Origin of the sequence: Fulvivirga sp. (genome assembly GCF_040218215.1) — a bacterium.
GTDB lineage: Bacteria > Bacteroidota > Bacteroidia > Cytophagales > Cyclobacteriaceae > Fulvivirga.
Window position 1 is genome coordinate 132994 of record NZ_JAVJQL010000018.1, and the last position, 21992, is coordinate 154985.

36 protein-coding genes are annotated in these 21992 nt (G+C 37.9%); 35 read left to right on the forward strand and 1 reads right to left on the reverse strand.

Features of this window, described 5'->3' with window-relative positions:
- Position 1 precedes the first annotated feature (1 nt).
- Complete coding sequence (locus RIB54_RS14160; protein WP_350101521.1) at positions 2–1039, reverse strand: DUF8457 domain-containing protein; 1038 nt, start codon at positions 1037–1039, stop codon at positions 2–4.
- Positions 1040–1068: 29 nt separating this feature from the next.
- Between RIB54_RS14160 and RIB54_RS14165 the strand changes: the two genes are divergently transcribed.
- The 35 genes from RIB54_RS14165 to eno all read left to right on the forward strand — a co-directional run bounded on the left by RIB54_RS14165 (position 1069) and on the right by eno (position 21972).
- The gene (locus tag RIB54_RS14165; protein ID WP_350101522.1) at positions 1069–1407 is read left to right on the forward strand and encodes a 2Fe-2S iron-sulfur cluster-binding protein; all 339 of its coding nucleotides are present in this window, start codon (positions 1069–1071) and stop codon (positions 1405–1407) included.
- A gap of 39 nt (positions 1408–1446) precedes the next feature.
- Entirely contained in the window at positions 1447–2037 is a 591-nt protein-coding gene (locus RIB54_RS14170) for a thymidine kinase (protein ID WP_350101523.1), read from the forward strand.
- Entirely contained in the window at positions 2034–4262 is a 2229-nt protein-coding gene (porZ, locus tag RIB54_RS14175) for a type IX secretion system anionic LPS delivery protein PorZ (protein ID WP_350101524.1), read from the forward strand. Before RIB54_RS14170 ends, porZ begins: the two co-directional genes overlap by 4 nt.
- Positions 4262–4936 carry a DNA repair protein RecO gene (gene recO, locus RIB54_RS14180; protein WP_350101525.1) on the forward strand — a complete coding sequence of 225 codons (675 nt, stop codon included), beginning with the start codon at positions 4262–4264 and terminating at the stop codon, positions 4934–4936. The genes porZ and recO overlap by 1 nt, the downstream gene beginning before the upstream one ends.
- 195 nt (positions 4937–5131) lie before the next feature.
- Positions 5132–5764, forward strand: a complete 633-nt coding sequence (rplC, locus tag RIB54_RS14185; RefSeq protein ID WP_350068479.1) for a 50S ribosomal protein L3 — start codon at positions 5132–5134, stop codon at positions 5762–5764.
- Positions 5764–6393: a 50S ribosomal protein L4 gene (gene rplD / locus RIB54_RS14190; protein ID WP_350068477.1), complete on the forward strand. Its 630-nt coding sequence runs from the start codon at positions 5764–5766 to the stop codon at positions 6391–6393. Before rplC ends, rplD begins: the two co-directional genes overlap by 1 nt.
- Positions 6394–6397: 4 nt before the next feature.
- Positions 6398–6685: a 50S ribosomal protein L23 gene (gene rplW / locus RIB54_RS14195; RefSeq protein ID WP_155187607.1), complete on the forward strand. Its 288-nt coding sequence runs from the start codon at positions 6398–6400 to the stop codon at positions 6683–6685.
- 11 nt (positions 6686–6696) lie between these two features.
- On the forward strand, positions 6697–7521 hold the full coding sequence (rplB, locus tag RIB54_RS14200; protein ID WP_350101526.1) for a 50S ribosomal protein L2: 825 nt from the start codon (positions 6697–6699) through the stop codon (positions 7519–7521).
- On the forward strand, positions 7521–7799 hold the full coding sequence (gene rpsS / locus RIB54_RS14205; protein WP_155187601.1) for a 30S ribosomal protein S19: 279 nt from the start codon (positions 7521–7523) through the stop codon (positions 7797–7799). Before rplB ends, rpsS begins: the two co-directional genes overlap by 1 nt.
- Before the next feature lie 2 nt (positions 7800–7801).
- On the forward strand, positions 7802–8191 hold the full coding sequence (rplV, locus tag RIB54_RS14210) for a 50S ribosomal protein L22 (RefSeq protein ID WP_350068471.1): 390 nt from the start codon (positions 7802–7804) through the stop codon (positions 8189–8191).
- Entirely contained in the window at positions 8191–8919 is a 729-nt protein-coding gene (gene rpsC, locus RIB54_RS14215; protein ID WP_350068469.1) for a 30S ribosomal protein S3, read from the forward strand. Before rplV ends, rpsC begins: the two co-directional genes overlap by 1 nt.
- 51 nt (positions 8920–8970) lie before the next feature.
- A complete protein-coding gene (rplP, locus tag RIB54_RS14220; RefSeq protein WP_350068467.1) occupies positions 8971–9393 on the forward strand; it encodes a 50S ribosomal protein L16 in 423 nt (140 codons plus the stop codon).
- Positions 9394–9398: 5 nt separating this feature from the next.
- The gene (rpmC, locus tag RIB54_RS14225) at positions 9399–9593 is read left to right on the forward strand and encodes a 50S ribosomal protein L29 (protein WP_350068465.1); all 195 of its coding nucleotides are present in this window, start codon (positions 9399–9401) and stop codon (positions 9591–9593) included.
- 7 nt (positions 9594–9600) lie between these two features.
- A complete protein-coding gene (gene rpsQ / locus RIB54_RS14230) occupies positions 9601–9858 on the forward strand; it encodes a 30S ribosomal protein S17 (protein WP_350068463.1) in 258 nt (85 codons plus the stop codon).
- Position 9859: 1 nt separating this feature from the next.
- On the forward strand, positions 9860–10228 hold the full coding sequence (rplN, locus tag RIB54_RS14235) for a 50S ribosomal protein L14 (RefSeq protein WP_350068461.1): 369 nt from the start codon (positions 9860–9862) through the stop codon (positions 10226–10228).
- Between the two features lie 2 nt (positions 10229–10230).
- Positions 10231–10569: a 50S ribosomal protein L24 gene (gene rplX / locus RIB54_RS14240; RefSeq protein WP_155187580.1), complete on the forward strand. Its 339-nt coding sequence runs from the start codon at positions 10231–10233 to the stop codon at positions 10567–10569.
- Positions 10562–11113 carry a 50S ribosomal protein L5 gene (rplE, locus tag RIB54_RS14245; protein WP_350068459.1) on the forward strand — a complete coding sequence of 184 codons (552 nt, stop codon included), beginning with the start codon at positions 10562–10564 and terminating at the stop codon, positions 11111–11113. Before rplX ends, rplE begins: the two co-directional genes overlap by 8 nt.
- A 5-nt stretch (positions 11114–11118) precedes the next feature.
- Positions 11119–11388, forward strand: coding sequence for a 30S ribosomal protein S14 (gene rpsN / locus RIB54_RS14250; RefSeq protein WP_350068456.1), 270 nt, complete (start codon positions 11119–11121; stop codon positions 11386–11388).
- Positions 11389–11481: 93 nt separating this feature from the next.
- Entirely contained in the window at positions 11482–11880 is a 399-nt protein-coding gene (rpsH, locus tag RIB54_RS14255; RefSeq protein WP_350068455.1) for a 30S ribosomal protein S8, read from the forward strand.
- A 13-nt stretch (positions 11881–11893) separates the two neighbouring features.
- Positions 11894–12451: a 50S ribosomal protein L6 gene (gene rplF / locus RIB54_RS14260; protein ID WP_350068453.1), complete on the forward strand. Its 558-nt coding sequence runs from the start codon at positions 11894–11896 to the stop codon at positions 12449–12451.
- A gap of 8 nt (positions 12452–12459) precedes the next feature.
- The gene (gene rplR, locus RIB54_RS14265) at positions 12460–12804 is read left to right on the forward strand and encodes a 50S ribosomal protein L18 (protein WP_350068451.1); all 345 of its coding nucleotides are present in this window, start codon (positions 12460–12462) and stop codon (positions 12802–12804) included.
- A gap of 6 nt (positions 12805–12810) precedes the next feature.
- Positions 12811–13329, forward strand: coding sequence for a 30S ribosomal protein S5 (rpsE, locus tag RIB54_RS14270; RefSeq protein ID WP_155187566.1), 519 nt, complete (start codon positions 12811–12813; stop codon positions 13327–13329).
- Between the two features lie 4 nt (positions 13330–13333).
- The gene (gene rpmD, locus RIB54_RS14275; RefSeq protein ID WP_155187563.1) at positions 13334–13513 is read left to right on the forward strand and encodes a 50S ribosomal protein L30; all 180 of its coding nucleotides are present in this window, start codon (positions 13334–13336) and stop codon (positions 13511–13513) included.
- A gap of 2 nt (positions 13514–13515) precedes the next feature.
- Positions 13516–13962: a 50S ribosomal protein L15 gene (gene rplO / locus RIB54_RS14280; RefSeq protein ID WP_350068448.1), complete on the forward strand. Its 447-nt coding sequence runs from the start codon at positions 13516–13518 to the stop codon at positions 13960–13962.
- Between the two features lie 2 nt (positions 13963–13964).
- Complete coding sequence (gene secY / locus RIB54_RS14285; protein ID WP_350068446.1) at positions 13965–15278, forward strand: preprotein translocase subunit SecY; 1314 nt, start codon at positions 13965–13967, stop codon at positions 15276–15278.
- Between the two features lie 7 nt (positions 15279–15285).
- A complete protein-coding gene (map, locus tag RIB54_RS14290) occupies positions 15286–16059 on the forward strand; it encodes a type I methionyl aminopeptidase (RefSeq protein WP_350068444.1) in 774 nt (257 codons plus the stop codon).
- A 1-nt stretch (position 16060) separates the two neighbouring features.
- Positions 16061–16279, forward strand: coding sequence for a translation initiation factor IF-1 (gene infA, locus RIB54_RS14295; protein ID WP_155187550.1), 219 nt, complete (start codon positions 16061–16063; stop codon positions 16277–16279).
- A 5-nt stretch (positions 16280–16284) separates the two neighbouring features.
- Positions 16285–16401: a type B 50S ribosomal protein L36 gene (gene ykgO / locus RIB54_RS14300; protein ID WP_155187547.1), complete on the forward strand. Its 117-nt coding sequence runs from the start codon at positions 16285–16287 to the stop codon at positions 16399–16401.
- Between the two features lie 3 nt (positions 16402–16404).
- Entirely contained in the window at positions 16405–16782 is a 378-nt protein-coding gene (rpsM, locus tag RIB54_RS14305) for a 30S ribosomal protein S13 (RefSeq protein WP_350068442.1), read from the forward strand.
- Positions 16783–16800: 18 nt separating this feature from the next.
- Positions 16801–17193 carry a 30S ribosomal protein S11 gene (gene rpsK, locus RIB54_RS14310; RefSeq protein WP_155187541.1) on the forward strand — a complete coding sequence of 131 codons (393 nt, stop codon included), beginning with the start codon at positions 16801–16803 and terminating at the stop codon, positions 17191–17193.
- A 24-nt stretch (positions 17194–17217) separates the two neighbouring features.
- On the forward strand, positions 17218–17823 hold the full coding sequence (gene rpsD, locus RIB54_RS14315) for a 30S ribosomal protein S4 (protein ID WP_350068439.1): 606 nt from the start codon (positions 17218–17220) through the stop codon (positions 17821–17823).
- A gap of 63 nt (positions 17824–17886) precedes the next feature.
- Positions 17887–18876, forward strand: coding sequence for a DNA-directed RNA polymerase subunit alpha (locus tag RIB54_RS14320; RefSeq protein WP_350068437.1), 990 nt, complete (start codon positions 17887–17889; stop codon positions 18874–18876).
- Positions 18877–18881: 5 nt separating this feature from the next.
- Positions 18882–19499, forward strand: coding sequence for a 50S ribosomal protein L17 (gene rplQ / locus RIB54_RS14325; RefSeq protein ID WP_350101527.1), 618 nt, complete (start codon positions 18882–18884; stop codon positions 19497–19499).
- Positions 19500–19578: 79 nt separating this feature from the next.
- Positions 19579–20685, forward strand: coding sequence for a glutamine-hydrolyzing carbamoyl-phosphate synthase small subunit (gene carA / locus RIB54_RS14330; protein WP_350101528.1), 1107 nt, complete (start codon positions 19579–19581; stop codon positions 20683–20685).
- 3 nt (positions 20686–20688) lie between these two features.
- The gene (gene eno / locus RIB54_RS14335) at positions 20689–21972 is read left to right on the forward strand and encodes a phosphopyruvate hydratase (protein ID WP_350101530.1); all 1284 of its coding nucleotides are present in this window, start codon (positions 20689–20691) and stop codon (positions 21970–21972) included.
- Positions 21973–21992: the final 20 nt, after the last annotated feature.

Genomic DNA, 21992 nt, shown 5'->3' on the forward strand with positions numbered 1-21992 from the left:
ATTAATTTAGCCTTTTTTCAATCAGCTCAACAAATTCTTCAAACTCCTCGCTTTCAATGTTCCATTGCGGAAATTCCTTGTAGATGTATTTCATAGCCTCTTCTTTACTGCCGCAGCTTTCAAGATGAGCTATGGTATCTTCAAAGGCCTTATCATCTCCGCTAAAGAGGGCATTCTTAAACATAAACCTCTGGTTTATGCTCATGGCAGCATTTAAATTGTCAATGCCTTTGGTTTGATGAACTTCTGCTATTGTAGGTTCTTCAGCTTCAGCTGCATGAATTTCATTGATAGTTTTTAGGTTTTCATCTGTAGGGTCAACTTTAGATATTGACGGGTCATCTTCTACCTCTTCAATAGGTTCGGACTCTTCTGTTGTTCTTTCATTTATTAAAACTCCATAAATATCACTTTCTTGTAAAGGCTCAATTTTTGAAAAATTATCAAAGTAAATGCCTATATCATCAGGGCTTGCCTGAATGTTTTGAAATACCTCGTTAATCAAGTCAGCATAAGTCGAGTCATTAACTTTATCCAGTTTTCGTTCTTCCATGATTTGAGTCAAGCTTTCAAGCAGATTCTTATTCACGCGCACATATTTTAACGTACGCTTCAAGTTCTGCAATGTCATTTCCCCATTTGAATGCTCTGCCAAGTGTGTATAAAAGTCATAAGGTGAAAATATCAGTAATACACTTTCTTCTACAGCTCTGATCAACAATGGCTCAAAATGATCTTTATTTATGGATATATTCCTCGAGAGGACATTCATAAATTCGGTCAACGCACTTTTAACCTGCTCAGACTTATAATCAAAGTAATCGCTCTTAAGGTTATCAGTTTCTTTTTGCCATTCCTCAAACAGGTTTTTGATAACAAAAAGATTAATCTGCGATATATCTGCTAAAGATTTAATATCACCACCGGTAATACTAGTGTTGCTTTTGAAATATGTATCTATCAACTTTTTAGAGTATCGCGTACTGTAATCCTTTATTCCTGCTCTGTTAAGATTATTATCCATATTTTCAGAAGACATATTTTTTAAATCTTTTAATTTGTCGATTAATGAAAGATCAAATGGTGCATATAAAAATCGCAAATCTAAATGACCTCACTATCCAAAATAACGATAATAGTAAAACACTATTGACAATTCTTCAGGAAAATTATATTGACTGGATGCATGCCTGCGGTGCCAAGGGGCGCTGCACAACTTGTAAATGCATTGTAAAGAGTGGGATTGAGCATTTTGGTGGTCTAACCCAGCCTGAAATTAATTTTAAAAACATGGGGCGTCTTAATGATAACGAACGATTGACATGCCAGACGAGGATTGTGAAAGGTGAAGTAGAAATTGAAGTTCCTGAATCTTCGAAGCTTCCACACATGGACTATTCTTATTAGTACATGGCTGCTAACAACTAAATAACTTATTTTTACACGATGTTTATTGAACCAAATTTTGGCAGATCAAAGAAAACAGGCTGGATTGAGGTAGTTTGTGGCTGCATGTTTTCTGGTAAAACTGAAGAGCTGATCAGAAGATTGAATAGGGCCATCATTGCTAAACAGAAGGTTGAGATATTTAAGCCAAAGGTTGATACACGATATCATAAAGAGGATGTAGTTTCTCATAATGAAACTTCCATAAGATCTACACCGGTTAATTTTGCCAATGACATTTTGCTTCTTGCAGGTAATTGTGATGTTGTTGGTATTGATGAAGCACAATTCTTTGATCATGATATCGTTGAAGTTTGTAATAAACTGGCCAATAGTGGTAAACGAGTGATAGTAGCGGGATTGGATATGGATTTTGAAGGAAAGCCTTTTGGGCCAATGCCTAATTTGTTGGCGGTCGCTGAGTTTGTGACAAAGGTGCATGCCATTTGTGCTGAGTCTGGGGAGCTTGCTTCGTTTTCATACCGACTGTCAGAAGACGACCAAAAAGTGCTTTTAGGAGAAAAACAGGAGTATGAGGCAAGAGGGAGAAGAAGTTTTATGGAAGGAATGGCTCAACGAAAGAAAAAATGAAGATTAAGTTTGTTTTAGGATTTCTATTAGTCTCATCATTACTATCAGCTCAAAATGACATTCCTTTAGGGACATGGCGAACTCATTTTTCTTACAATGCTGCTCAACTTATAGCATTAGGCAATAACAAAACCTATGTGGCGAGCGATAATGGACTATTCATTTTCGACAATGAAGATAATAGTTTAACCACCATTTCTAAGATTGATGGACTACAAGAGGACAATATTTCAGCCCTTCATTATAATTTAAATAAGGATATTTTATTAATAGGGTATGAGTCTGGCAATCTGGATTTGATTCATGAAAATGAATTGATTAATTATGATCTGATCACAAACTCACAGGTTTTAGGAGATAAGTCAATCAATAATATTGGCTCCGATGAAAATAATGCCTTTATCAGCACTGCCTATGGCCTGCTTAATTTTGATTTAAATAAGCTTGAAGTAAGGGAGACCTACAGGCAGCTAGGTGAAAGGGCTCAGGAGATTGAAATTTTTCAGTCAACAATTTTAGGAGATAGTCTTTTCCTTGCCTCTGAAGAAGGTGTGATTGCCTCAAATTTTAAGAATGGAATTAATTTGTTAGATCCAGCCAACTGGAAAAGACATTCTGCTGTCAACGGGTTGCCTTCAGGGTCGGCAGCTTTGGTATTTACTTTAAATAATAAGGTGCTTTCAGCTTTTAATAATGAAGGTATTTATGAGTATGAAAATGGGAAATGGACGCTGACCATATCCGAAATTGGTTCAAATTTTCAGAAAGCAGCTTCAAACGGTGAGCAGGCTACAGTTTTGACAGAAATTGGGTTCTTTAAGATAGAAAGTTCATCAGCTACCAGTATTATTTCCAATGACCTGGTATCAAAAATCAATGATGGTATTGTTTCAGGAAACACAATTTATATAGCTGATAATAAAAACGGGTTGATTACTAACATTTCAGGCCAGTTTGAAAGTATTAAACCATCAGGTCCATCAAGCAACAATATTTTTAAATTTCATTATCGCTCAAATATGATCACTGGTGTGTCAGGAGGGTATTCTTCCAGCTGTTTGGCCCTGAATCGGGATAATGGCTTCTATCAATTTACCAATGGGGCATGGAGTAACACTTCATCTGATTCCAATACTACTCCTGAATTTAAAGACATTGTAGATGTAACCTACGATCAAAAAACTTCTGCCTATTACTACGCACTATTTGGTGGCGGTATTTTGAAAGTGGCTGATGATGGTGTCATTACGTTGATTGATAATACAAATAGCACCTTATCTAATATTGGAGGAAAGGGCATACCCGTTAGTGCAGTTAAAGCAACAGCAGAAGGACTCTGGGCCATCAACTATGCCGAGCCATTTGGGCTTCACCTTTTCAACGATGGTCAATGGAGTTCTTTTTTAACACTCACTTCTTCCCTTTTATCAATAGAAAATACAAATGATTATTTATGGATGATTGTTGACCCGTTGGTAGGAGGAGGCATATTGGTTTTTGAGAAGGAGACTCAGGAAATGCGATATTTAACCGGCCAGGCGGGTAATGGAGGGTTGCCTAATGAAGTAGTGAACACTCTTGCAGTGGATAAGGATGGTTATATATGGATAGGCACTAACGAAGGGATTGCAGTTTTCACGAACCCTATTAATGTGATAAGTGGAACAGTGGATGCAATTCTGCCAATTTTTGAAAACCGTCAACTATTAAGAGACGAAATTGTAACCTCAATAGAAATTGATCCTGGTAATAGAAAATGGATAGGAACCAATAGTGGTGTTTGGCTATTTGATGAAGAGGCTGACAGGCAGCTATTGAATTTTAATATTCAGAATAGCCCTTTGCCATCCAACCAGATTTTGGATATAGAAGTGAATGAAAAGTCAGGCGAAGTATTTTTCGCAACTCCCGAAGGAATAATATCCTATCGTTCCGATGCCACAGAGGCATTGCCAGAGCACACTGCAGTAAGGATATTTCCCAATCCTGTGACATCAGATTTTCTGGGAACTATAGGAATCAGCGGCTTGGTGGACGATGCAAAAGTGAAAATCACTGATTCTAGCGGCAAGCTAGTTTGGGATACTAGGTCTGAGGGCGGTACTGCTACCTGGAATGTTCAGGATTATAACGGTAGGCGTGCGGCAACAGGTGTTTACTTTGTTTTTAGTGCCACCGATGATGGTGAAGAGAGCTTTGTTGGTAAAATAGCTGTTATAGACTAATGCTTCATAAGACCAGAGGAGTTGTTTTTAAATATTTTAAGTACAGAGACACATCCATAATAGTAAAGATCTTCACCGAAGCTTTTGGTCTGCAGACATACATTGTCAATGGAGTAAGGTCCTCAAAGTCAAAAGGGCGCATTGCTTTATACCAACCACTTACCTTGCTCGACCTTGTTGTTTATCACAAGCCTTCCTCTGATATTAATCGGATTTCAGAAATAAAATGTACTACCCCTTTAAAGACCATACCTTATAATATAGTGAAGTCTTCATTGGGAGTGTTTATGGCAGAGTTGCTTTATAAGTCTATAAAAGAAGAAGGTGAGGTAGCGGATTTATATGAGTTTGTTCATCATAGCATTGAGATACTGGACAACATGGAAAGAAACTATCTCAATTTCCATCTCCAATTTTTATTGAAGCTCACTAAATATTTGGGTTTTGGAATTACTTCCAGCGATCAATTCTTTTTACTGTTATCTGATGATCATCTAAGCGAAAAGACTCATCTATTGTTAAATGAATCCTTCACCTCACCGGTCGTAATTAAGAACTCCGAAAGGAGGATGCTTTTAGAACATTTAATAGCTTTTTATAAAGTACATATAGACAATATGGGTGAAGTTAAGTCGATTAAAATACTGCGAGAAGTATTGGAAGATATTCAATAGGCCTTAAAAGGTTCTATTTTATTGAATTTCGACATATCTTCACACCATTCAATTCTACTCTAGTGCGACTCAGCACTTAAAGAAAAAATTTAACACGTAGTATTTGGTAACTTCTTTTTAGTTACTATCTTTGCAGTCCTTTTGCGGAAAAACCGTGAGGGATAAAGCATAATTGCGCTTATTAAAGATTAGAAAATGTCTGGTATTATAGGAAAGAAAATCGGAATGACTAGCATTTTTGGTGCCGATGGACGAAATGTCGCATGCACAGTAATAGAAGCTGGTCCTTGCGTGGTAACGCAAGTAAAAAATGAGGAAAAGGATGGCTATAAAGCCATTCAGTTGAGCTTTGGAGAGCGTAAGGAAAAAAACACTCCAAATGCTTTGAAAGGACATTTCGCGAAAGCTAACACTACTCCTAAAAAGGAAGTGATCGAGTTCAGGGATTTCCGAGAGGAGTTTACAGGCCCAATACAATTAGGTCAGGTTATTAATGTAGCTGACGTTTTTGTTGAAGGTGACTTTGTGGATGCCGTTGGTACTTCAAAAGGTAAAGGATTCCAAGGTGTTGTTAAAAGACACAATTTTGGTGGTGTAGGACAAAGTACACACGGTCAGCATAACAGACTTAGAGCTCCTGGTTCTGTTGGTGGTGCTTCTTACCCTGCAAGGGTTTTTAAAGGCATGAGAATGGCTGGAAGAACTGGAGGGAACAGGGTAAAGCTTATGAACCTTAGAGTAATGCAAATTTTACCAGAAAAGAATTTGATCCTTGTAAGCGGTTCAATTCCTGGTGCTAATAATTCAACTGTAATTCTTGAGAAATAATGAGTATCTCAGTAGTAAAATATACAGGTGAAGATACCGGTAGAAAAGTAACACTTTCTAGTGAAGTGTTTGGTGTCAAACCTAATGATCATGCAATTTATCTTGATGTTAAGCAATTCTTGGCTAATCAAAGGCAAGGTACACACAAGGCGAAGCAAAGAGCAGAAATAGCAGGATCAACAAGAAAGATTAAGAAGCAAAAAGGAACAGGTACAGCCAGAGCTGGTAGTATTAAGTCTCCGGTTTTCAGAGGTGGTGGTCGTGTATTCGGCCCTCAGCCAAGAAATTACTCTTTCAAATTGAACAAGAAATTGAAAGAGGTAGCTAGAAAATCCGCACTTACTTATAAGGCTTTGGATAAGAGCATAGCAATTGTGGAAGATTTTAACTTCGAAGCCCCTAAAACTAAAGACTATTTGAAAATGTTAAGTGCTCTTGCGCTTGCTGACAAAAAGACTCTGTTGGTGCTTCCTGAAGCAAATAAGAGTGTTGCACTTTCTGGAAGAAATATTCAGAATACCAAAGTAGTTATGGCTAACATGCTTACTACTTATGACGTGCTTAACGCTGACAACTTGATCCTTAGTGAAGGGTCAATTGAGAAGATTGATAACCTATTGAAGAAATAATATAATGAGCGTTTTAATAAAGCCATTGGTTACAGAAAAGGTGTCCGCTTTAAACGAAAAAGGCAAATATGGTTTCGTAGTAAATCGAAAAGCCAATAAAGTGGAAATAAAGAAGGCTGTAGAAAAAATGTACGGTGTTACTGTAGAGGGTGTGAACACAATGAACTACCTCGGCAAAGCAAAGTCTAGATTTTCTAAGTCAAGAATGATATCAGGAAGAGCGTCTTCTTTTAAGAAAGCTATTGTAACAGTAGCAGACGGTGATATAATCGATTTTTACAGCGAGATATAATTTAGCATAAGATGGCGATTAAAAAAATGAACCCGGTTACACCCGGACAGAGATACAGAGTAGCACCAGCTTTCACGGAGATTACTAAATCAACTCCTGAGAAGTCGTTGGTAGTTATTAAGAAAAGATCTGGAGGTAGAAATAATACTGGAAAGATGACAATGCGCTACTTAGGTGGTGGTCATAAGAAGAAATCCAGAATCATTGACTTCAAAAGAAATAAATTTGACATCCCTGCTACTGTGAAGTCGGTAGAGTATGATCCAACAAGGACTGCTCGCATTGCCCTTCTTTACTATGCAGATGGTGAGAAGACATACATTATCGCTCCAGAAGGAATCACAGTAGGTCAGATAGTAGTGTCTGGCGAAAACGTTGCTCCTGAAGTTGGTAATACACTTCCACTTTCAAAAATTCCTTTAGGTACTATCGTTCATAACATTGAATTGAAACCTGGTAAAGGTGGTGCTATGGCTAGAAGTGCTGGTTCTTATGTGCAGCTGTTGGCTAGGGAAGGTAAATACGCTACGGTTAAATTACCATCAGGTGAGACTAGAAAAGTATTAGTTACCTGTCTTGCTACTGTAGGTGCGGTTTCTAATTCAGATCACATGAATGTGAATCTTGGTAAAGCCGGTAGAAAAAGATGGTTAGGAAGAAGACCAAGAACAAGAGGTGTTGCTATGAACCCTGTAGATCACCCAATGGGAGGTGGTGAAGGTAAATCATCTGGAGGTCACCCAAGATCTAGAACTGGCCTTTATGCTAAAGGTAAAAAGACCAGAACTCCTAAGAAGTATTCAAATAATCTAATCATTAGTAGAGGTAAGAAATAATGGCAAGATCACTAAAAAAAGGGCCTTACATTGATTTTAGGCTGGAGAAAAAAGTAGACACAATGAATGACGCAGGTAAAAAGAGTGTGATCAAAACCTGGTCAAGAAGATCAATGATATCTCCGGATTTTGTGGGTCACACTTTTGCTGTGCACAACGGCAATAAATTCATACCTGTATATGTAACTGAAAATATGGTGGGTCACAAACTTGGTGAGTTTGCCCCTACTAGAAATTTCAGAGGTCACGTTGGTAAAAAAGACAAAGGCAAAAGATAATTATGGAGGCAGTAGCTAAACTTAATAATGTACCTACATCACCTCGAAAAATGAGACTGGTAGCAGATCTTATTAGAGGAGAGAAAGTAAACAAGGCTTTGAACATCTTAAAGTTTGAGCCTAAACAAGGTGCAGCCAGATTAGAGAAACTATTGTTGTCGGCAATTGCTAATTGGCAACAAAAGAACGAAGAGATTGATCTTGAAGATGCAGATCTTTATGTGAAATCTATCAAGGTGGATAGTGGTAGAATCTTGAAAAGATTGAGACCAGCACCTCAGGGAAGAGCGCACAGAATCAGAAAAAGATCTAACCATGTAACCATGGTATTGGATAGTGCAGCTGTTCTTGACCAAACTGTAGAGACTAAAGACAAAAAAGAAGATAAATAATGGGACAAAAAGTTAACCCTATTGCTTTCAGACTTGGTATCGTAAGAGGTTGGGATTCAGCCTGGTACGGAGGTGATACTTTTGCGGATAAGTTAGTTGAGGATCACAAGATCAGAAAATATGTGAACGCTCGTATCCCTAAAGGTGGTATCTCTAAAGTTATAATAGAAAGAACTCTTAAAAGAATTACCCTAACTGTACACACTGCTCGTCCGGGCGTTGTTATCGGTAAAGGAGGTTCTGAAGTAGATAAAATCAAAGAGGAGCTTAAGCAACTTACTAACAAAGATGTTCAGATCAACATCTTTGAAATAAAAAGGCCTGAGCTTGATGCTAAGTTAGTTGGTGATTCAATCGCTCAACAACTGCAAGCAAGAATCTCTTTTAGAAGAGCAATGAAACAAGCTATTGCTTCTTCAATGAGAGTTGGAGCTCAAGGAATTAAGGTAAAGGTCTCTGGCCGTTTAGGTGGTGCTGAAATGGCAAGATCTGAGCAGTACAAAGAAGGTAGAATTCCTTTGCATACTTTAAGAGCTGATATAGACTATGCTATTTGCGAAGCAAACACGGTATATGGAAAAATCGGCATCAAAGTATGGATTTTTAAAGGAGAGGTTTATGGTAAAAGAGACCTTTCTCCAAACATAGGTGCTTCTAACTCTGGCCCTGGTGGTTCTGGAGGTGGACGTAAAAGACCAGAGGGTCCTAAAAGAAGTAGAAAAAAGTAATTTTTAATTAGCGTTGAGTCACGGTTACACGTGATCTAAAGACATAAAAATATGTTACAGCCAAAAAGAACAAAGTTCAGGAAACAGCAAAAAGGCAGAATAAAGGGAATTGCTCAGCGAGGACATACTATTGCTTTTGGTGCTTTTGGTATCAAGTCAATGGAGCCAGGATGGATCACTTCAAGACAGATTGAAGCTTCAAGGATTGCTATGACTAGAGCTATGAAAAGAGAAGGTCAGGTGTGGATCAGAATATTTCCTGACAAACCTATTACTAAAAAGCCTGCAGAGGTAAGAATGGGTAAAGGTAAGGGAGCTCCAGAATATTGGGTAGCTGTTGTTAAGCCTGGTACTATTCTTTTCGAAGCTGGTGGAGTTAAAACTGAGTTAGCGAAAGAAGCTTTAAGATTGGCTCAACAAAAACTCCCTATCAAAACTAAGTTTGTAGTACGTAGAGATTACGTTGAATCATAAAAGTTATGAAGAATTCAGAAATAAAAGCCTTGACCTTCGATGAATTGAAGCAAAAGCTTGTAAGCGAACAAGAAGCTTACAGAAAATTGAGGTTTGCTCATGAAATCTCACCTATTGAGAACCCAATGAAAGTGAGAGAAACCCGCAAACTTATCGCTAGATTACAAACTGAGTTGAGGGCTAAAGAACTTGCTAAATAATATTAGAATGGAGTCGAGAAAATTAAGAAAAGAAAGAGTAGGGCAGGTTGTTAGCAACAAGATGGACAAGTCTATCACCGTTGCTGTAAACCGTAAAGAAAAGCACCCTATCTATGGTAAGTTTGTTAAGAAAACTACCAAGTTTATGGCCCATGACGAAAAAGGAGAATGTGGTATTGGTGATACTGTGCGTATCATGGAAACGCGTCCTTTGAGTAAAAGCAAAAGATGGAGATTAGTTGAAATCATAGAAAAGGCTAAATAAGATGATACAGCAAGAGTCAAGATTAAACGTAGCAGATAACAGTGGAGCAAAGGAAGTTCTTTGTATCCGTGTTTTAGGCGGAACTGGAAAAAAGTATGCTTCAGTGGGTGACAAGATCGTTGTATCAGTAAAGTCAGCCCTTTCTTCAAGTAACCTTAAAAAAGGTACAGTTTCAAGAGCTGTAGTAGTTAGAACTACTAAGGAAGTAAGAAGAAAAGATGGATCTTACATAAGGTTTGAAGATAATGCAGCAGTGTTATTAACTGCTAATGATGAGCCAAGAGGTACTCGTATTTTCGGACCAGTAGCAAGAGAATTACGCGAGAAGCAGTTCATGAAGATTGTTTCATTGGCCCCAGAAGTACTATAATCATGGAGAAGAAAATGAAAAAATTACACGTTAGAAAAGGTGATACTGTAAAAGTTATCGCTGGTAACTCTAAAGGTAAAACAGGAGTAGTACTTGAGGTTATTCCTGCAAAAGATAGAGCAGTGGTTGAAGGTGTTAATGTTGTTACAAAACACGTTAAACCATCAGCAACTAATCCAGAAGGCGGCATCAACAAGAGTGAAGCTGCAATACACATTAGCAATTTGATGTTAGTCGATCCTGCTAAAGGTGAGCCAACTCGTACTGGTAGAAAACTGGATGAGAATGGTAAGCTTCAAAGATATTCTAAGAAAACCGGAGAAATTGTTAAAAATGGCTAGTCCTAGATTAAAAGAAAAATATCAGAGTGAAATCGTTCCTGCGTTAAAGGAAAAATTTCAGTACAGCTCGGTAATGCAAGTACCTAAGGTGACTAAAATTTGCCTTAACAAGGGTATTGGTGCAGCAGTAGCGGATAAAAAATTGGTAGATGTAGGTGTTGAAGAATTAACTTCAATCACTGGACAAAAAGCGGTAGCTACAATGTCTAAAAAATCTATCTCTAACTTTAAGTTGAGAGAAGAAATGCCAATTGGTGCTAAAGTTACTTTGAGAGGTGATAAAATGTATGAGTTTATGGATAGACTTATGGCAATTGCACTTCCAAGGGTAAGGGATTTTAGAGGTATCAGTGACAAAGGTTTTGACGGAAGAGGAAACTACACTTTAGGTGTTAAGGAGCAGATCATTTTCCCTGAAATCAGCATAGATAAAGTGAATAAAATCAATGGTATGGACATCACATTTGTGACCACTGCCAATACTGACGAAGAGAGTTACGAATTGTTGAAGGCATTTGGTATGCCATTCACAAGCAAAAACTAAATATTATGGCAAGAACAGCTGTTAAAGCAAGAGAATTAAAAAGGGAGAAAATGGTAGCCAAGTATGCTGCTAAAAGACAAGCCCTAAAAGAAGCTGGTGATTACCAAGGACTTGATAAGCTTCCAAGAAACGCTTCGCCTGTTAGATTACACAACAGATGCAAGCTTACCGGAAGACCTAAAGGTTACATGAGAAAATTTGGTATTTCAAGGGTAACTTTCAGAGAAATGGCCTCTGATGGTAAGATACCTGGTGTTACTAAAGCAAGCTGGTAAATATTACTTCTTTTATTTTTATTCAAAAAAATAGTTTGTATCTTTGCAGGCCGTTTCAACGGGTAGCAGAAATACTGTAGAAAAATAAAGAAAATGACAGATCCAATAGCAGATTATTTGACCCGATTGAGGAATGCTATCAAAGCCAAGCATAAGGTTGTTGATATCCCTGCCTCAAATATCAAAAAGGAGCTTACGAAAGTTCTTCATGATAAGGGTTATATCCTGAACTACAAGTTTGAAGAGACTTCAAACAATCAGGGAAATATCAAAATAGCCTTGAAATATAGTGCTGATGATAACAAACCGGCCATTTTTAATTTGGAAAGAATTAGTAAGCCAGGTTTAAGGAAATACGCTAAGTCTGATGCTCTTCCAAGGGTATTAAATGGTTTAGGTGTTGCCATTTTGTCTACCTCAAAAGGAGTGGTTACTGATAAAGAAGCCCGGGATATGCAGGTAGGTGGTGAAGTTTTGTGTTACGTATATTAAATAATAGACATCAATGTCAAGAATAGGGAGAAAACCAATAGAGATTGCCGCAGGTGTTACCTATACATTTGATCAGAAAGCTGGTCAAATTGTAGTGAAAGGACCTAAAGGAGAACTCGTACAGAATATGGACCCAGCTTTCAAATTGGTTGAAAATGAAGGCACGCTTACCGTAGAGAGACCAACTGAACAAAAAAGACATAAGGCCCTTCATGGTCTTTATAGGTCTTTGATTTCAAACATGGTTGAAGGTGTAAGTACCGGTTACAAGAAACAGCTAGAGTTAGTGGGTGTTGGTTACAAGGCCTCTGCACAGAATAATGTGTTGGAGTTAAGTTTAGGATACTCACACAACATTTGGTTATCAGTTCCAAAGGAAATCAAAGTTACTGCTGAGACTGAAAAAGGTAAAAATCCAATTATAACGCTTGAAGGTTATGATAAGCAGTTAATTGGACAAATTGCCGCCAAAATTAAGTCGTTGAGAGAAGTTGAGCCTTACAAAGGTAAAGGTATTAGATTCGTTGGTCAGTTTGTTAGACGTAAAGCTGGTAAAACTGCTTCTAAATAATTAAGAACATGGCATTTGATAAAATAAATAGAAGGCTCCGAATTAAGAGAGGTATCCGTAATAAAATTGCAGGTACTCAGGAGAAACCAAGACTCTCTATATTTAAGAGTAATAAAGGAATATACGCTCAAATTATTGATGATAGCAATGGTCATACACTGACTGCAGCGTCATCTATGGAAGAAGGCGCTAAATTGAATATCGGTACTTGTAAGGAAGTAGGTAAGAAGATTGCTGAAAAGGCCTCTGCTGCTGGTATTTCTCAAGTTGTATTTGATAGAAATGGTTACTTATATCACGGCAAAGTGAAGGCTTTGGCTGAAGGAGCCAGAGAGGGAGGTCTAAAATTTTAAAGCATTATGTCTCAAAGTAATATAAGATCAGTAAAAGCTAGCGAAATAGACCTTAAAGAAAAGGTTGTAGCCATTAAAAGGGTAGCTAAGGTTGTTAAAGGTGGTAGAAGATTTAGCTTTTCTGCTATCGTGGTTGTAGGAGATGGAAATGGTGTAGTAGGTTACGGACTTGGTAAAGCCAATGAGGTGACAGATGCTATCACTAAAGGTATAGATGATGCCAAAAAGAACCTTGTTAAAGTTCCAGTTATTAAAGGAACTGTGCCTCATGAAGCATTAGGTAAATATAGCGGAGGTTTCGTACTTCTTAAGCCAGCTTCTCCAGGTACTGGAGTAATTGCAGGCGGTGCTATGCGTGCTGTTTTAGAGAGTGCTGGTGTTCACAATGTACTAGCTAAGTCTAAAGGGTCATCAAATCCTCACAACGTGGTAAAGGCAACTTTTGATGCTTTAACTAATATGAGAGATCCTTACACTGTTGCTAAGGACAGAGGAGTGACTATGTCTAAAGTTTTTAACGGATAAGATTATGTCAAAAGTTAGAATTTCACAAGTAAGAAGCGTTATTGGTAGACCAGAGAGACAAAAGCTTACAATCAAAGCTTTGGGTTTAGGTAAAATCAATAGATCAGTTGAGGTAGAGCTAACTCCTCAAATCGATGGTATGGTAAAAAAGGTGAGCCATTTGGTATCCGTAACTGAGATATAATTATGAAACTGAATACATTAAAGCCTGCAGAAGGCTCGGTAAAATCAAAGAAAAGAATAGGTCGCGGACAGGGTTCTGGTAAAGGTGGTACTTCTACCAGAGGACACAAAGGGGCTAAATCTAGATCTGGATATAAAACTAAGAAGGGTTTTGAAGGAGGCCAAATGCCACTTCAAAGACGTGTGCCTAAGTTTGGTTTCACAAGCCCCAATAGAATAGAATATAAAGCTATCAACCTTGATGCTTTGGAGGTATTAATTGCTAAAACTAAAGCTAAGGCTGTTGATATGCAGCTTTTAGTTGATAATGGTTTGGCTGGTAAAAATGATATCGTCAAAATATTAGGTAACGGAGAGTTTAAATCAAAAGTAGAGGTAACAGCTCATGCTTTTTCTGCTAGCGCATCCAAGGCTATAGAAGCAGCAGGGGGTAAAGCGATTCAGCTGTAATTATGAAGAAGTTTTTTACTACTATAAAGAATATTTTTTCGATTGAGGATTTAAGAATCAGAATCCTGAACACTATTGGTTTTCTGATGGTTTTCAGATTAGGTTCATTCATCGTGCTTCCAGGTGTTGATCCAGAAGCATTGGGTGGAGGAGCATCTGGTGGAATCTTTGATCTGCTTAATACATTTTTAGGAGGATCTTTTAGTAGAGCTTCAATATTTGCCTTAGGTATTATGCCTTATATATCAGCATCAATTGTGATACAATTGCTGACTGTGGCAGTGCCTTACTTTCAGAAATTGCAAAAGGAAGGTGAGTCTGGTAGAAAAAGACTTACTCAAATTACTAGAGTATTGACAATTGCTATAACTGCAGCACAAGGTGGTAGTTATTTGGCGGTTACAATACCACCAGAGGCAATCTTGTATTCACCGGCATTCTTTCAGGTGGCTTCAATGATTATACTTGTTTCAGGTACCATGTTCTGTATGTGGCTTGGTGAAAGAATTACTGACAAAGGTATAGGTAACGGTATTTCGATGCTTATTATGATTGGTATAATTTCTAGATTTCCTGGCTCCATTGTGGGTGAGGCAGTTTCTAGGGGAATGAGTGGAGCTTTGATGTTTGTTTTAGAAATTGTTGCCTTATTCTTCGTGGTAATGGCGACTGTAATGTTAACACAAGCTGCTAGAAGAATTCCTATTCAATACGCCAAGCAGGTAATTGGCAATAAATTGTACGGTGGTAAAAGAGATTATATTCCTTTGAAAGTAAATGCTTCGGGTGTAATGCCTATCATTTTCGCTCAGGCATTAATGTTCATTCCTTCAATGGTTGCAGGTCTTTGGAGAGACAGTGACATAGGAGCTTACATAGGGAGTACCTTCTCAGACCCTTATAGCTGGCAGTATAATTTAACTTTTGGATTGTTGATTTTAATATTTACTTTTTTCTATACTGCCATCACAGTTAATCCAAATGATATTGCTGATAACTTAAAAAGAAATGGTGGTTTCATTCCGGGTATTAAGCCAGGAAAGCAAACCTCCGAATTTATAGATCAGATTTTAACAAAGATTACATTACCTGGATCAATTTTCCTTGCGATTGTTGCAATACTTCCTGCCTTTGCTGTTCAAGCGGGTGTCAGCCAAAGTTTTGCGCAGTTTTTTGGAGGTACATCTTTGATCATTATGGTAGGTGTTATTTTAGATACTTTGCAACAGATAGAAAGTTATTTGTTGATGAGACATTATGAAGGAATGATGAAGTCCGGAAAAGTAAAAGGACGTTCTCAAACTGCTGCTGCCTAGATTAGTAATGATTCATTATAAGTCTAGAGAACAAGTAGAGTTAATAAAAGAGAGCGCTCAGATACTGGGAAAGGCTCATGGCGAAGTTGCTAAGCGTGTAAAACCTGGAGTAAAGACTCAGGAGTTAGACAGAATAGCAGAAGAGTTTATAAGAGACAATGGGGGAATCCCATCTTTTAAAAACTTTAATGGATTTCCAGCTTCGTTGTGTATATCACTTAATGAAAATGTAGTTCATGGATTTCCTAGTGATTATGAACTAAAAGAAGGTGATATAATTTCTGTCGATTGTGGTGTATTATATAAAAACTATCACAGCGATTCAGCTTACACCTACCCTGTAGGTAAAGTTGATGAAGAGGTTATGAGTTTATTAAAAGTGACAAAAGAGTCGCTATACAAAGGTATTGAAAAGGCTGTTTACGGTAATCGGATTGGTGACTTAGCAAATGCTATTCAAAGTCATGTGGAACAATACGGTTATAGTGTAGTTAGGGAGCTAGTGGGGCATGGAATCGGAACAGATTTGCATGAAGCACCTGAAGTACCCAATTATGGGAAATCAGGAAAAGGTCCTAAACTAAATGATGGGTTGGTAATAGCAATAGAGCCAATGGTTAATCTAGGCACTAGAAATGTGGTGCAGGAAGCAGACGGATGGACGATACGCACAGCAGATAGAAGGCCATCAGCTCATTTTGAGCATACGGTGGCAATATTTAAAGAAGGAACAGAAGTCTTAACGACTCATAAGTATATAGAAGAGAATTTTAAATTTTAATATGGCTAAACAGCAGTCAATTGAACAGGATGGCACAATAACCGAAGCGCTTTCAAACGCCATGTTTAGAGTGGAGCTTGAAAACGGACACGAGGTAATTGCTCACATTTCTGGGAAAATGAGAATGAATTATATTAAGATTTTACCAGGTGACAAGGTTAAATTAGAAATGTCACCTTATGATTTATCAAAGGGACGGATTGTTTATCGATATAAATAAAGGACATGAAAGTTAAAGCGTCAGTAAAGAAGCGTAGCGCTGATTGTAAAATAATCAGAAGAAATGGAAAGGTCTACGTTATCAACAAAAAGAATCCAAGGTTTAAACAAAGACAAGGCTAAACTATGGCACGTATTGCAGGAGTAGATATTCCAGATAACAAAAGAGGCGAAATCGCCCTAACCTATATTTTTGGTATAGGAAAAAGTACAGCACAAAGCATTTTGGCTAAGGCTGGTATTGATCCTAATAAAAAGGCTCAAGACTGGACTGATGAAGAGTCTAATGCTATCAGAACTATCATTACTGAGAATCATAAGGTAGAGGGTGTACTTAAGTCAGAAGTTCAGCTTAGTATTAAGAGACTTATGGACATTGGTTGTTACAGAGGTTTGAGACATCGTAAAGGGTTACCTGTACGTGGTCAGAAAACTAAGAACAATGCAAGAACCAGAAAAGGAAAGAGAAAGACGGTAGCTAACAAGAAGAAAGCTACTAAATAATAAATAGTGTAAGCAGAAATGGCACAGAAAAGAAAAGATAAAGCAAAAAAGCGTGTAGTAGCTGTTGAAGCTATTGGACAGGCGCATATTAAGGCTTCGTTCAATAATATTATCATTTCAATGACTAATACCACGGGTCAGGTAATATCTTGGGCATCAGCAGGTAAAATGGGCTTTAAAGGCTCTAAGAAAAATACTCCTTATGCTGCTCAAATGGCAGCGCAGGACTGTTCTCAGAAGGCATTTGACCTTGGATTGAGAAAGGTTGAGGTTTTTGTTAAAGGGCCTGGTGCTGGTCGTGAGTCTGCGATCCGAACCATTCAAAATACCGGTATTGAAGTTACTACTATCAAAGATGTGACTCCGTTGCCACACAATGGTTGCAGACCTCCAAAAAGACGTAGAGTATAATTTATTTAAAGAAATATTTAAGAAATGGCAAGATACAGAGGTCCGAAAGCGAAAATTGCTAGAAGATTTAATGAGCCAATATTTGGTCCAAGTAAGGCGGTTCAAAAAAAGAGCTATCCTCCTGGCCAACATGGTAGAAGCAGAAGAAGAAAGCAGTCTGAATATGCTATCCAGTTAATGGAGAAGCAAAAGGCTAAGTACACTTATGGTGTATTGGAAAAGCAGTTTGCTAATCTTTTCGATAAAGCATCTAGAAGGTCTGGTATTACTGGTGAGATTTTACTCCAGTTGTTAGAGGGCAGATTAGATAATACAGTATTCAGATTGGGAATTGCTCCTACAAGAAGAGCGGCTCGTCAGCTTGTTTTGCATAAACATATCACTGTAAATGGAGAAGTGGCTAACATTCCTTCATATGCGTTGAAAATCGGAGATGTTATAGCTGTTAGAGAGAGATCTAAATCCCTTGAGGCTATTACTGATAGTTTGGCAACAAATGGAGCTAAAAGATTCCCTTGGTTAGAGTGGGATGGTTCTGAATTTTCAGGTAAGTTGGTGGCAGTTCCTCAGAGAGATGAGATTCCTGAGAACATCAACGAGCAGCTGATTGTTGAACTTTACTCTAAGTAATCTATAAAATATTTATTAGTCCCGGCTTTGGCCGGGACTATAACATTAAAGCTAATAACAACTATGTCAATTTTAGCATTTCAAATGCCGGATAAAGTCGCGATGGAGAAAGCCGATGACTTTCACGGTTTATTTACTTTCAAACCTTTAGAAAAAGGATACGGTGTTACTATCGGTAATGCACTCAGAAGAATTTTGCTATCTTCTTTAGAGGGATATGCAATAACAGGCATAAAAGTGCCTGGTGTTCTTCATGAGTTTTCTACAATTGAAGGTGTTGTTGAAGATGTTTCTGAAATCATTCTAAATCTTAAAATGGTAAGATTTAAGAAAATCGGAGAATCATTTGACAACAAGGTAACAGTTTCTTTCAAGAATCAGAAAGAATTTAAGGCTGGCGATATAGCTAAGTTTACTTCTGCGTTCGAAGTTTTGAACCCTGACTTGGTTATCTGTAACCTTGATGAGTCGGTTGACTTTGAAATCGAATTGAACATAGACAAAGGTAGAGGATATCTTCCTGCAGAAGAAAGCAAGCCTACTGAGCAAGTGTTTGGTTATATTCCAATTGATGCTATTTTCACTCCGATAAAGAATGTTAAATACAGCGTTGAAAATACTAGGGTTGAACAAAAAACGGATTACGAGCAATTAGTAATTGATATCGAAACTGACGGTTCTATTCACCCAGAAAAAGCTTTGGAAGGTGCAGCTCATATTTTGATTCAGCATTTCATGTTGTTCTCTGACAAGTCTATTGAGTTAGAAACTGAAAGAGCTGGTGAAATTGAGCAGGTAGACGAGGAAATGCTACACATGCGTAAGTTGTTGAAAACACAGCTTAACGATCTTGATCTTTCTGTTAGAGCTTACAATTGCTTAAAGGCGGCTGACGTTAAAACTTTAGGTGACTTAGTAAGACTAGAGATCTCTGATATGATGAAGTTCAGAAACTTTGGTAAGAAGTCTTTAGCTGAGTTAGAACAGCTTGTACAAGACAAGAATCTTACTTTCGGTATGGACTTATCTAAGTACAAACTTGATGAAGAATAATTGAAATGAGACACGGTAAAAAAAATAATCACTTAGGTAGAACAGCATCACACAGAAGTGCAATGCTTTCTAACATGGCGTCTTCATTGATCACTGAAAAAAGAATTACTACAACTGTTGCTAAGGCTAAAGAACTTAGAAAATTTGTGGAGCCCATTCTTACAAAGGCAAAAGAAGATACAACTCACTCTAGAAGGGTAGCATTCTCTTATCTTAATGATAAGGATTCAGTTAAAATTCTGTTTGACGAGGTTGCAACTAAAATTGCTGACAGACCAGGAGGATATACAAGAATATTAAAAACTGGCAATAGATTGGGAGATAACGCAGACATGTGTATCATCGAGTTGGTTGATTACAATGAACTAATGCTTGGTGAATCAGATGCTAAGAAGTCTAAGACTAGAAGAAGTAGAAGAGGTGGTAAGTCAGCTGGTGCTGAAGCTGCTCCTGCTGCTGAAAAGAAAGAGACAAAAAAAGCTGAACCTAAAGCTGAGGCCACTGTAGAAGAGGCTGAAGTTGTAGAGGAAGTGGAAGCTAAAGCTGAAGAGTCAACTGAAGTAGAGAAAGTGGAAGAGCCAAAGGCTAAAAACGAAGATAAGGGAGAAGATACAGAAAAGTAATTTTGAGATATCTTAAAAAATAAAAGGGATTGGATTTATATCTAATCCCTTTTTTTATTTTTGCATCAAACTAAAATTAATGAAGTTAAGCTTAAAGCAAAAGGCACATCTATTATTAGAGGATGGCTTAGTACTAGAAGGTACAGCTATCGGAAAGTTAGGCACATCTGGTGGTGAAATTTGTTTCAACACTGGCATGACAGGATATCAGGAAATCTATACCGATCCCTCTTATTTCGGACAGATAATTGTAAACACTACTCCTCATATAGGTAACTATGGTGTAGTGGATGCCGAGCAAGAATCAGATACACCTAAAATCAGCGGGTTAGTGGTTAATGATTACTCGAAGGTTCATAGCAGGTATACAGCAGACGAGTCGTTACAACAATACTTCGAAAAGCATAATGTGGTAGGGATAGCTGATGTTGATACCAGAATGTTGGTGAGGCATCTCAGAAGTAAAGGAGCCATGAATGCCATTATTTCATCTGAACTATCTGTAGATGAATTGAAAGAAAAACTCAAAGACGTGCCATCAATGGATGGTTTGGAACTTTCTTCAGTTGTCTGTACCAAGGAAAGAAAATACTTTGGGGAACCAAATGCTGAATTTAAAGTTGCGGTACTTGACTTGGGTATTAAGAATAGCATTTTGAAAAACCTGGCTTTGCGGGGTGTTTATTGTGAAATATTTCCAGCTAAATCATCATTTGAAGATTTGAAGTCATTTAATCCAGATGGCTATTTTATATCCAATGGCCCTGGAGACCCAGCAGTAATGGATTATGCTGTGGATACAGTTTCTAAGATGCTAGCTGAGGATAAACCAATATTTGGAATTTGCCTTGGGCATCAGATTATAGCTAGGGCATGTGGTGTAGGTACATATAAAATGCACCATGGGCATAGAGGTTTAAATCATCCGATATTGAATCTACAAACAGGATTGAGTGAGATAACCTCTCAAAACCATGGTTTTGTGGTTTCTGCGGAGGATGTTGAGAAGTCAGACAAAGTAGAAGCTACCCATACACACTTAAATGATAAAACTATAGCCGGTATTAAAGTGAAAGGCAAAAAGGCTTTTTCAGTTCAATATCACCCTGAATCATCTCCTGGACCTCACGACAGCAGGTATCTGTTTGATGATTTTATTCAGTTAATTAAAGAGTCTAAAAAATAAATTATGAGCTTAATAGAGAGTATATACGCAAGACAAATCCTTGATTCAAGAGGTAATCCTACAGTTGAAGTTGATGTAATTACTGAAAACGGTGTGCTTGGAAGAGCTGCAGTGCCTTCAGGTGCATCTACTGGTGAGCACGAAGCTGTAGAACTTAGAGATGAGGATAAGTCTAAGTACATGGGTAAGGGTGTATTAAAGGCGGTTGAAAATGTTAATAATGAGCTGGCAGATGAGTTAATCGGTTTTTCTGTTTTTGATCAGAGATTGATCGACAAAATCATGATTGAGGCTGATGGTACTCCTAACAAAGCTAAGTTTGGTGCAAACGCTATTTTGGGTGTTTCACTGGCAGTGGCTAAAGCTGCAGCCGCTGAGCTGGAAATGCCTTTATACAGATACATTGGTGGTACTAATGCGTCAACACTGCCTGTACCAATGATGAATATCATTAATGGTGGATCGCACTCTGATGCTCCTATTGCCTTTCAGGAATTTATGATTCGCCCTGTAGGTGCTCCTACATTCAGTGAAGCACTAAGAATGGGGACTGAAGTATTCCATAACCTTAAGGCTATTATTAAAGAAAAAGGATTGAGTACTGCTGTTGGCGATGAAGGTGGATTTGCACCTAACTTTGGCGGAGGTACTGAAGAAGCCCTTGAAAGTGTACTTCATGCTATAAAAAAGGCTGGATATGAGCCTGGCAAAGATATTACCATTGCTCTAGATTGTGCTTCTTCTGAATTTTACAAAGACGGTAAGTACAATTATGCAAAATTTGAAGGTTCTAACGGAGCTGTAAGATCTAAAGAGGAGCAGGTTGACTATTTAGCGTCACTAGTCGATAAATATCCAATTGATTCAATTGAGGATGGTTGTGATGAGAACGACTGGGAAGGTTGGCAAATGCTTACTGCTAAAATTGGACATAAGTGCCAGTTGGTAGGAGATGATTTGTTTGTGACTAACGTTAAGTTCTTAAAAAGGGGAATTGAAGAGAAAAGTGCAAATTCAATTTTGATTAAAGTAAATCAGATCGGTACGTTGACCGAAACTTTAGATGCTATTGAAATGGCACATAAGGCCGGATTTACAGCTGTCATTTCGCACAGATCTGGAGAGACTGAAGATGCAACTATTGCTGACATTGCAGTGGCAACTAATGCTGGTCAAATAAAGACTGGTTCTGCCTCTCGTTCTGATAGAATGGCTAAGTATAACCAATTGTTAAGGATTGAAGAAGAGCTTGGAGAAACTGCTTTTTTTCCTTCTAATAAGGCCTAAGAGAACATAAATTGAAAAGC

Bases quoted from the DNA above. Each gene is read 5' to 3' on its own strand.
- RIB54_RS14160 (WP_350101521.1), bottom strand. From the start codon at position 1,039: ATGTCTTCTGAAAATATGGATAATAATCTTAACAGAGCAGGAATAAAG.
- RIB54_RS14165 (WP_350101522.1), top strand. From the start codon at position 1,069: ATGAAAGATCAAATGGTGCATATAAAAATCGCAAATCTAAATGACCTC.
- RIB54_RS14170 (WP_350101523.1), top strand. From the start codon at position 1,447: ATGTTTATTGAACCAAATTTTGGCAGATCAAAGAAAACAGGCTGGATT.
- porZ (WP_350101524.1), top strand. From the start codon at position 2,034: ATGAAGATTAAGTTTGTTTTAGGATTTCTATTAGTCTCATCATTACTA.
- recO (WP_350101525.1), top strand. From the start codon at position 4,262: ATGCTTCATAAGACCAGAGGAGTTGTTTTTAAATATTTTAAGTACAGA.
- rplC (WP_350068479.1), top strand. From the start codon at position 5,132: ATGTCTGGTATTATAGGAAAGAAAATCGGAATGACTAGCATTTTTGGT.
- rplD (WP_350068477.1), top strand. From the start codon at position 5,764: ATGAGTATCTCAGTAGTAAAATATACAGGTGAAGATACCGGTAGAAAA.
- rplW (WP_155187607.1), top strand. From the start codon at position 6,398: ATGAGCGTTTTAATAAAGCCATTGGTTACAGAAAAGGTGTCCGCTTTA.
- rplB (WP_350101526.1), top strand. From the start codon at position 6,697: ATGGCGATTAAAAAAATGAACCCGGTTACACCCGGACAGAGATACAGA.
- rpsS (WP_155187601.1), top strand. From the start codon at position 7,521: ATGGCAAGATCACTAAAAAAAGGGCCTTACATTGATTTTAGGCTGGAG.
- rplV (WP_350068471.1), top strand. From the start codon at position 7,802: ATGGAGGCAGTAGCTAAACTTAATAATGTACCTACATCACCTCGAAAA.
- rpsC (WP_350068469.1), top strand. From the start codon at position 8,191: ATGGGACAAAAAGTTAACCCTATTGCTTTCAGACTTGGTATCGTAAGA.
- rplP (WP_350068467.1), top strand. From the start codon at position 8,971: ATGTTACAGCCAAAAAGAACAAAGTTCAGGAAACAGCAAAAAGGCAGA.
- rpmC (WP_350068465.1), top strand. From the start codon at position 9,399: ATGAAGAATTCAGAAATAAAAGCCTTGACCTTCGATGAATTGAAGCAA.
- rpsQ (WP_350068463.1), top strand. From the start codon at position 9,601: ATGGAGTCGAGAAAATTAAGAAAAGAAAGAGTAGGGCAGGTTGTTAGC.
- rplN (WP_350068461.1), top strand. From the start codon at position 9,860: ATGATACAGCAAGAGTCAAGATTAAACGTAGCAGATAACAGTGGAGCA.
- rplX (WP_155187580.1), top strand. From the start codon at position 10,231: ATGGAGAAGAAAATGAAAAAATTACACGTTAGAAAAGGTGATACTGTA.
- rplE (WP_350068459.1), top strand. From the start codon at position 10,562: ATGGCTAGTCCTAGATTAAAAGAAAAATATCAGAGTGAAATCGTTCCT.
- rpsN (WP_350068456.1), top strand. From the start codon at position 11,119: ATGGCAAGAACAGCTGTTAAAGCAAGAGAATTAAAAAGGGAGAAAATG.
- rpsH (WP_350068455.1), top strand. From the start codon at position 11,482: ATGACAGATCCAATAGCAGATTATTTGACCCGATTGAGGAATGCTATC.
- rplF (WP_350068453.1), top strand. From the start codon at position 11,894: ATGTCAAGAATAGGGAGAAAACCAATAGAGATTGCCGCAGGTGTTACC.
- rplR (WP_350068451.1), top strand. From the start codon at position 12,460: ATGGCATTTGATAAAATAAATAGAAGGCTCCGAATTAAGAGAGGTATC.
- rpsE (WP_155187566.1), top strand. From the start codon at position 12,811: ATGTCTCAAAGTAATATAAGATCAGTAAAAGCTAGCGAAATAGACCTT.
- rpmD (WP_155187563.1), top strand. From the start codon at position 13,334: ATGTCAAAAGTTAGAATTTCACAAGTAAGAAGCGTTATTGGTAGACCA.
- rplO (WP_350068448.1), top strand. From the start codon at position 13,516: ATGAAACTGAATACATTAAAGCCTGCAGAAGGCTCGGTAAAATCAAAG.
- secY (WP_350068446.1), top strand. From the start codon at position 13,965: ATGAAGAAGTTTTTTACTACTATAAAGAATATTTTTTCGATTGAGGAT.
- map (WP_350068444.1), top strand. From the start codon at position 15,286: ATGATTCATTATAAGTCTAGAGAACAAGTAGAGTTAATAAAAGAGAGC.
- infA (WP_155187550.1), top strand. From the start codon at position 16,061: ATGGCTAAACAGCAGTCAATTGAACAGGATGGCACAATAACCGAAGCG.
- ykgO (WP_155187547.1), top strand. From the start codon at position 16,285: ATGAAAGTTAAAGCGTCAGTAAAGAAGCGTAGCGCTGATTGTAAAATA.
- rpsM (WP_350068442.1), top strand. From the start codon at position 16,405: ATGGCACGTATTGCAGGAGTAGATATTCCAGATAACAAAAGAGGCGAA.
- rpsK (WP_155187541.1), top strand. From the start codon at position 16,801: ATGGCACAGAAAAGAAAAGATAAAGCAAAAAAGCGTGTAGTAGCTGTT.
- rpsD (WP_350068439.1), top strand. From the start codon at position 17,218: ATGGCAAGATACAGAGGTCCGAAAGCGAAAATTGCTAGAAGATTTAAT.
- RIB54_RS14320 (WP_350068437.1), top strand. From the start codon at position 17,887: ATGTCAATTTTAGCATTTCAAATGCCGGATAAAGTCGCGATGGAGAAA.
- rplQ (WP_350101527.1), top strand. From the start codon at position 18,882: ATGAGACACGGTAAAAAAAATAATCACTTAGGTAGAACAGCATCACAC.
- carA (WP_350101528.1), top strand. From the start codon at position 19,579: ATGAAGTTAAGCTTAAAGCAAAAGGCACATCTATTATTAGAGGATGGC.
- eno (WP_350101530.1), top strand. From the start codon at position 20,689: ATGAGCTTAATAGAGAGTATATACGCAAGACAAATCCTTGATTCAAGA.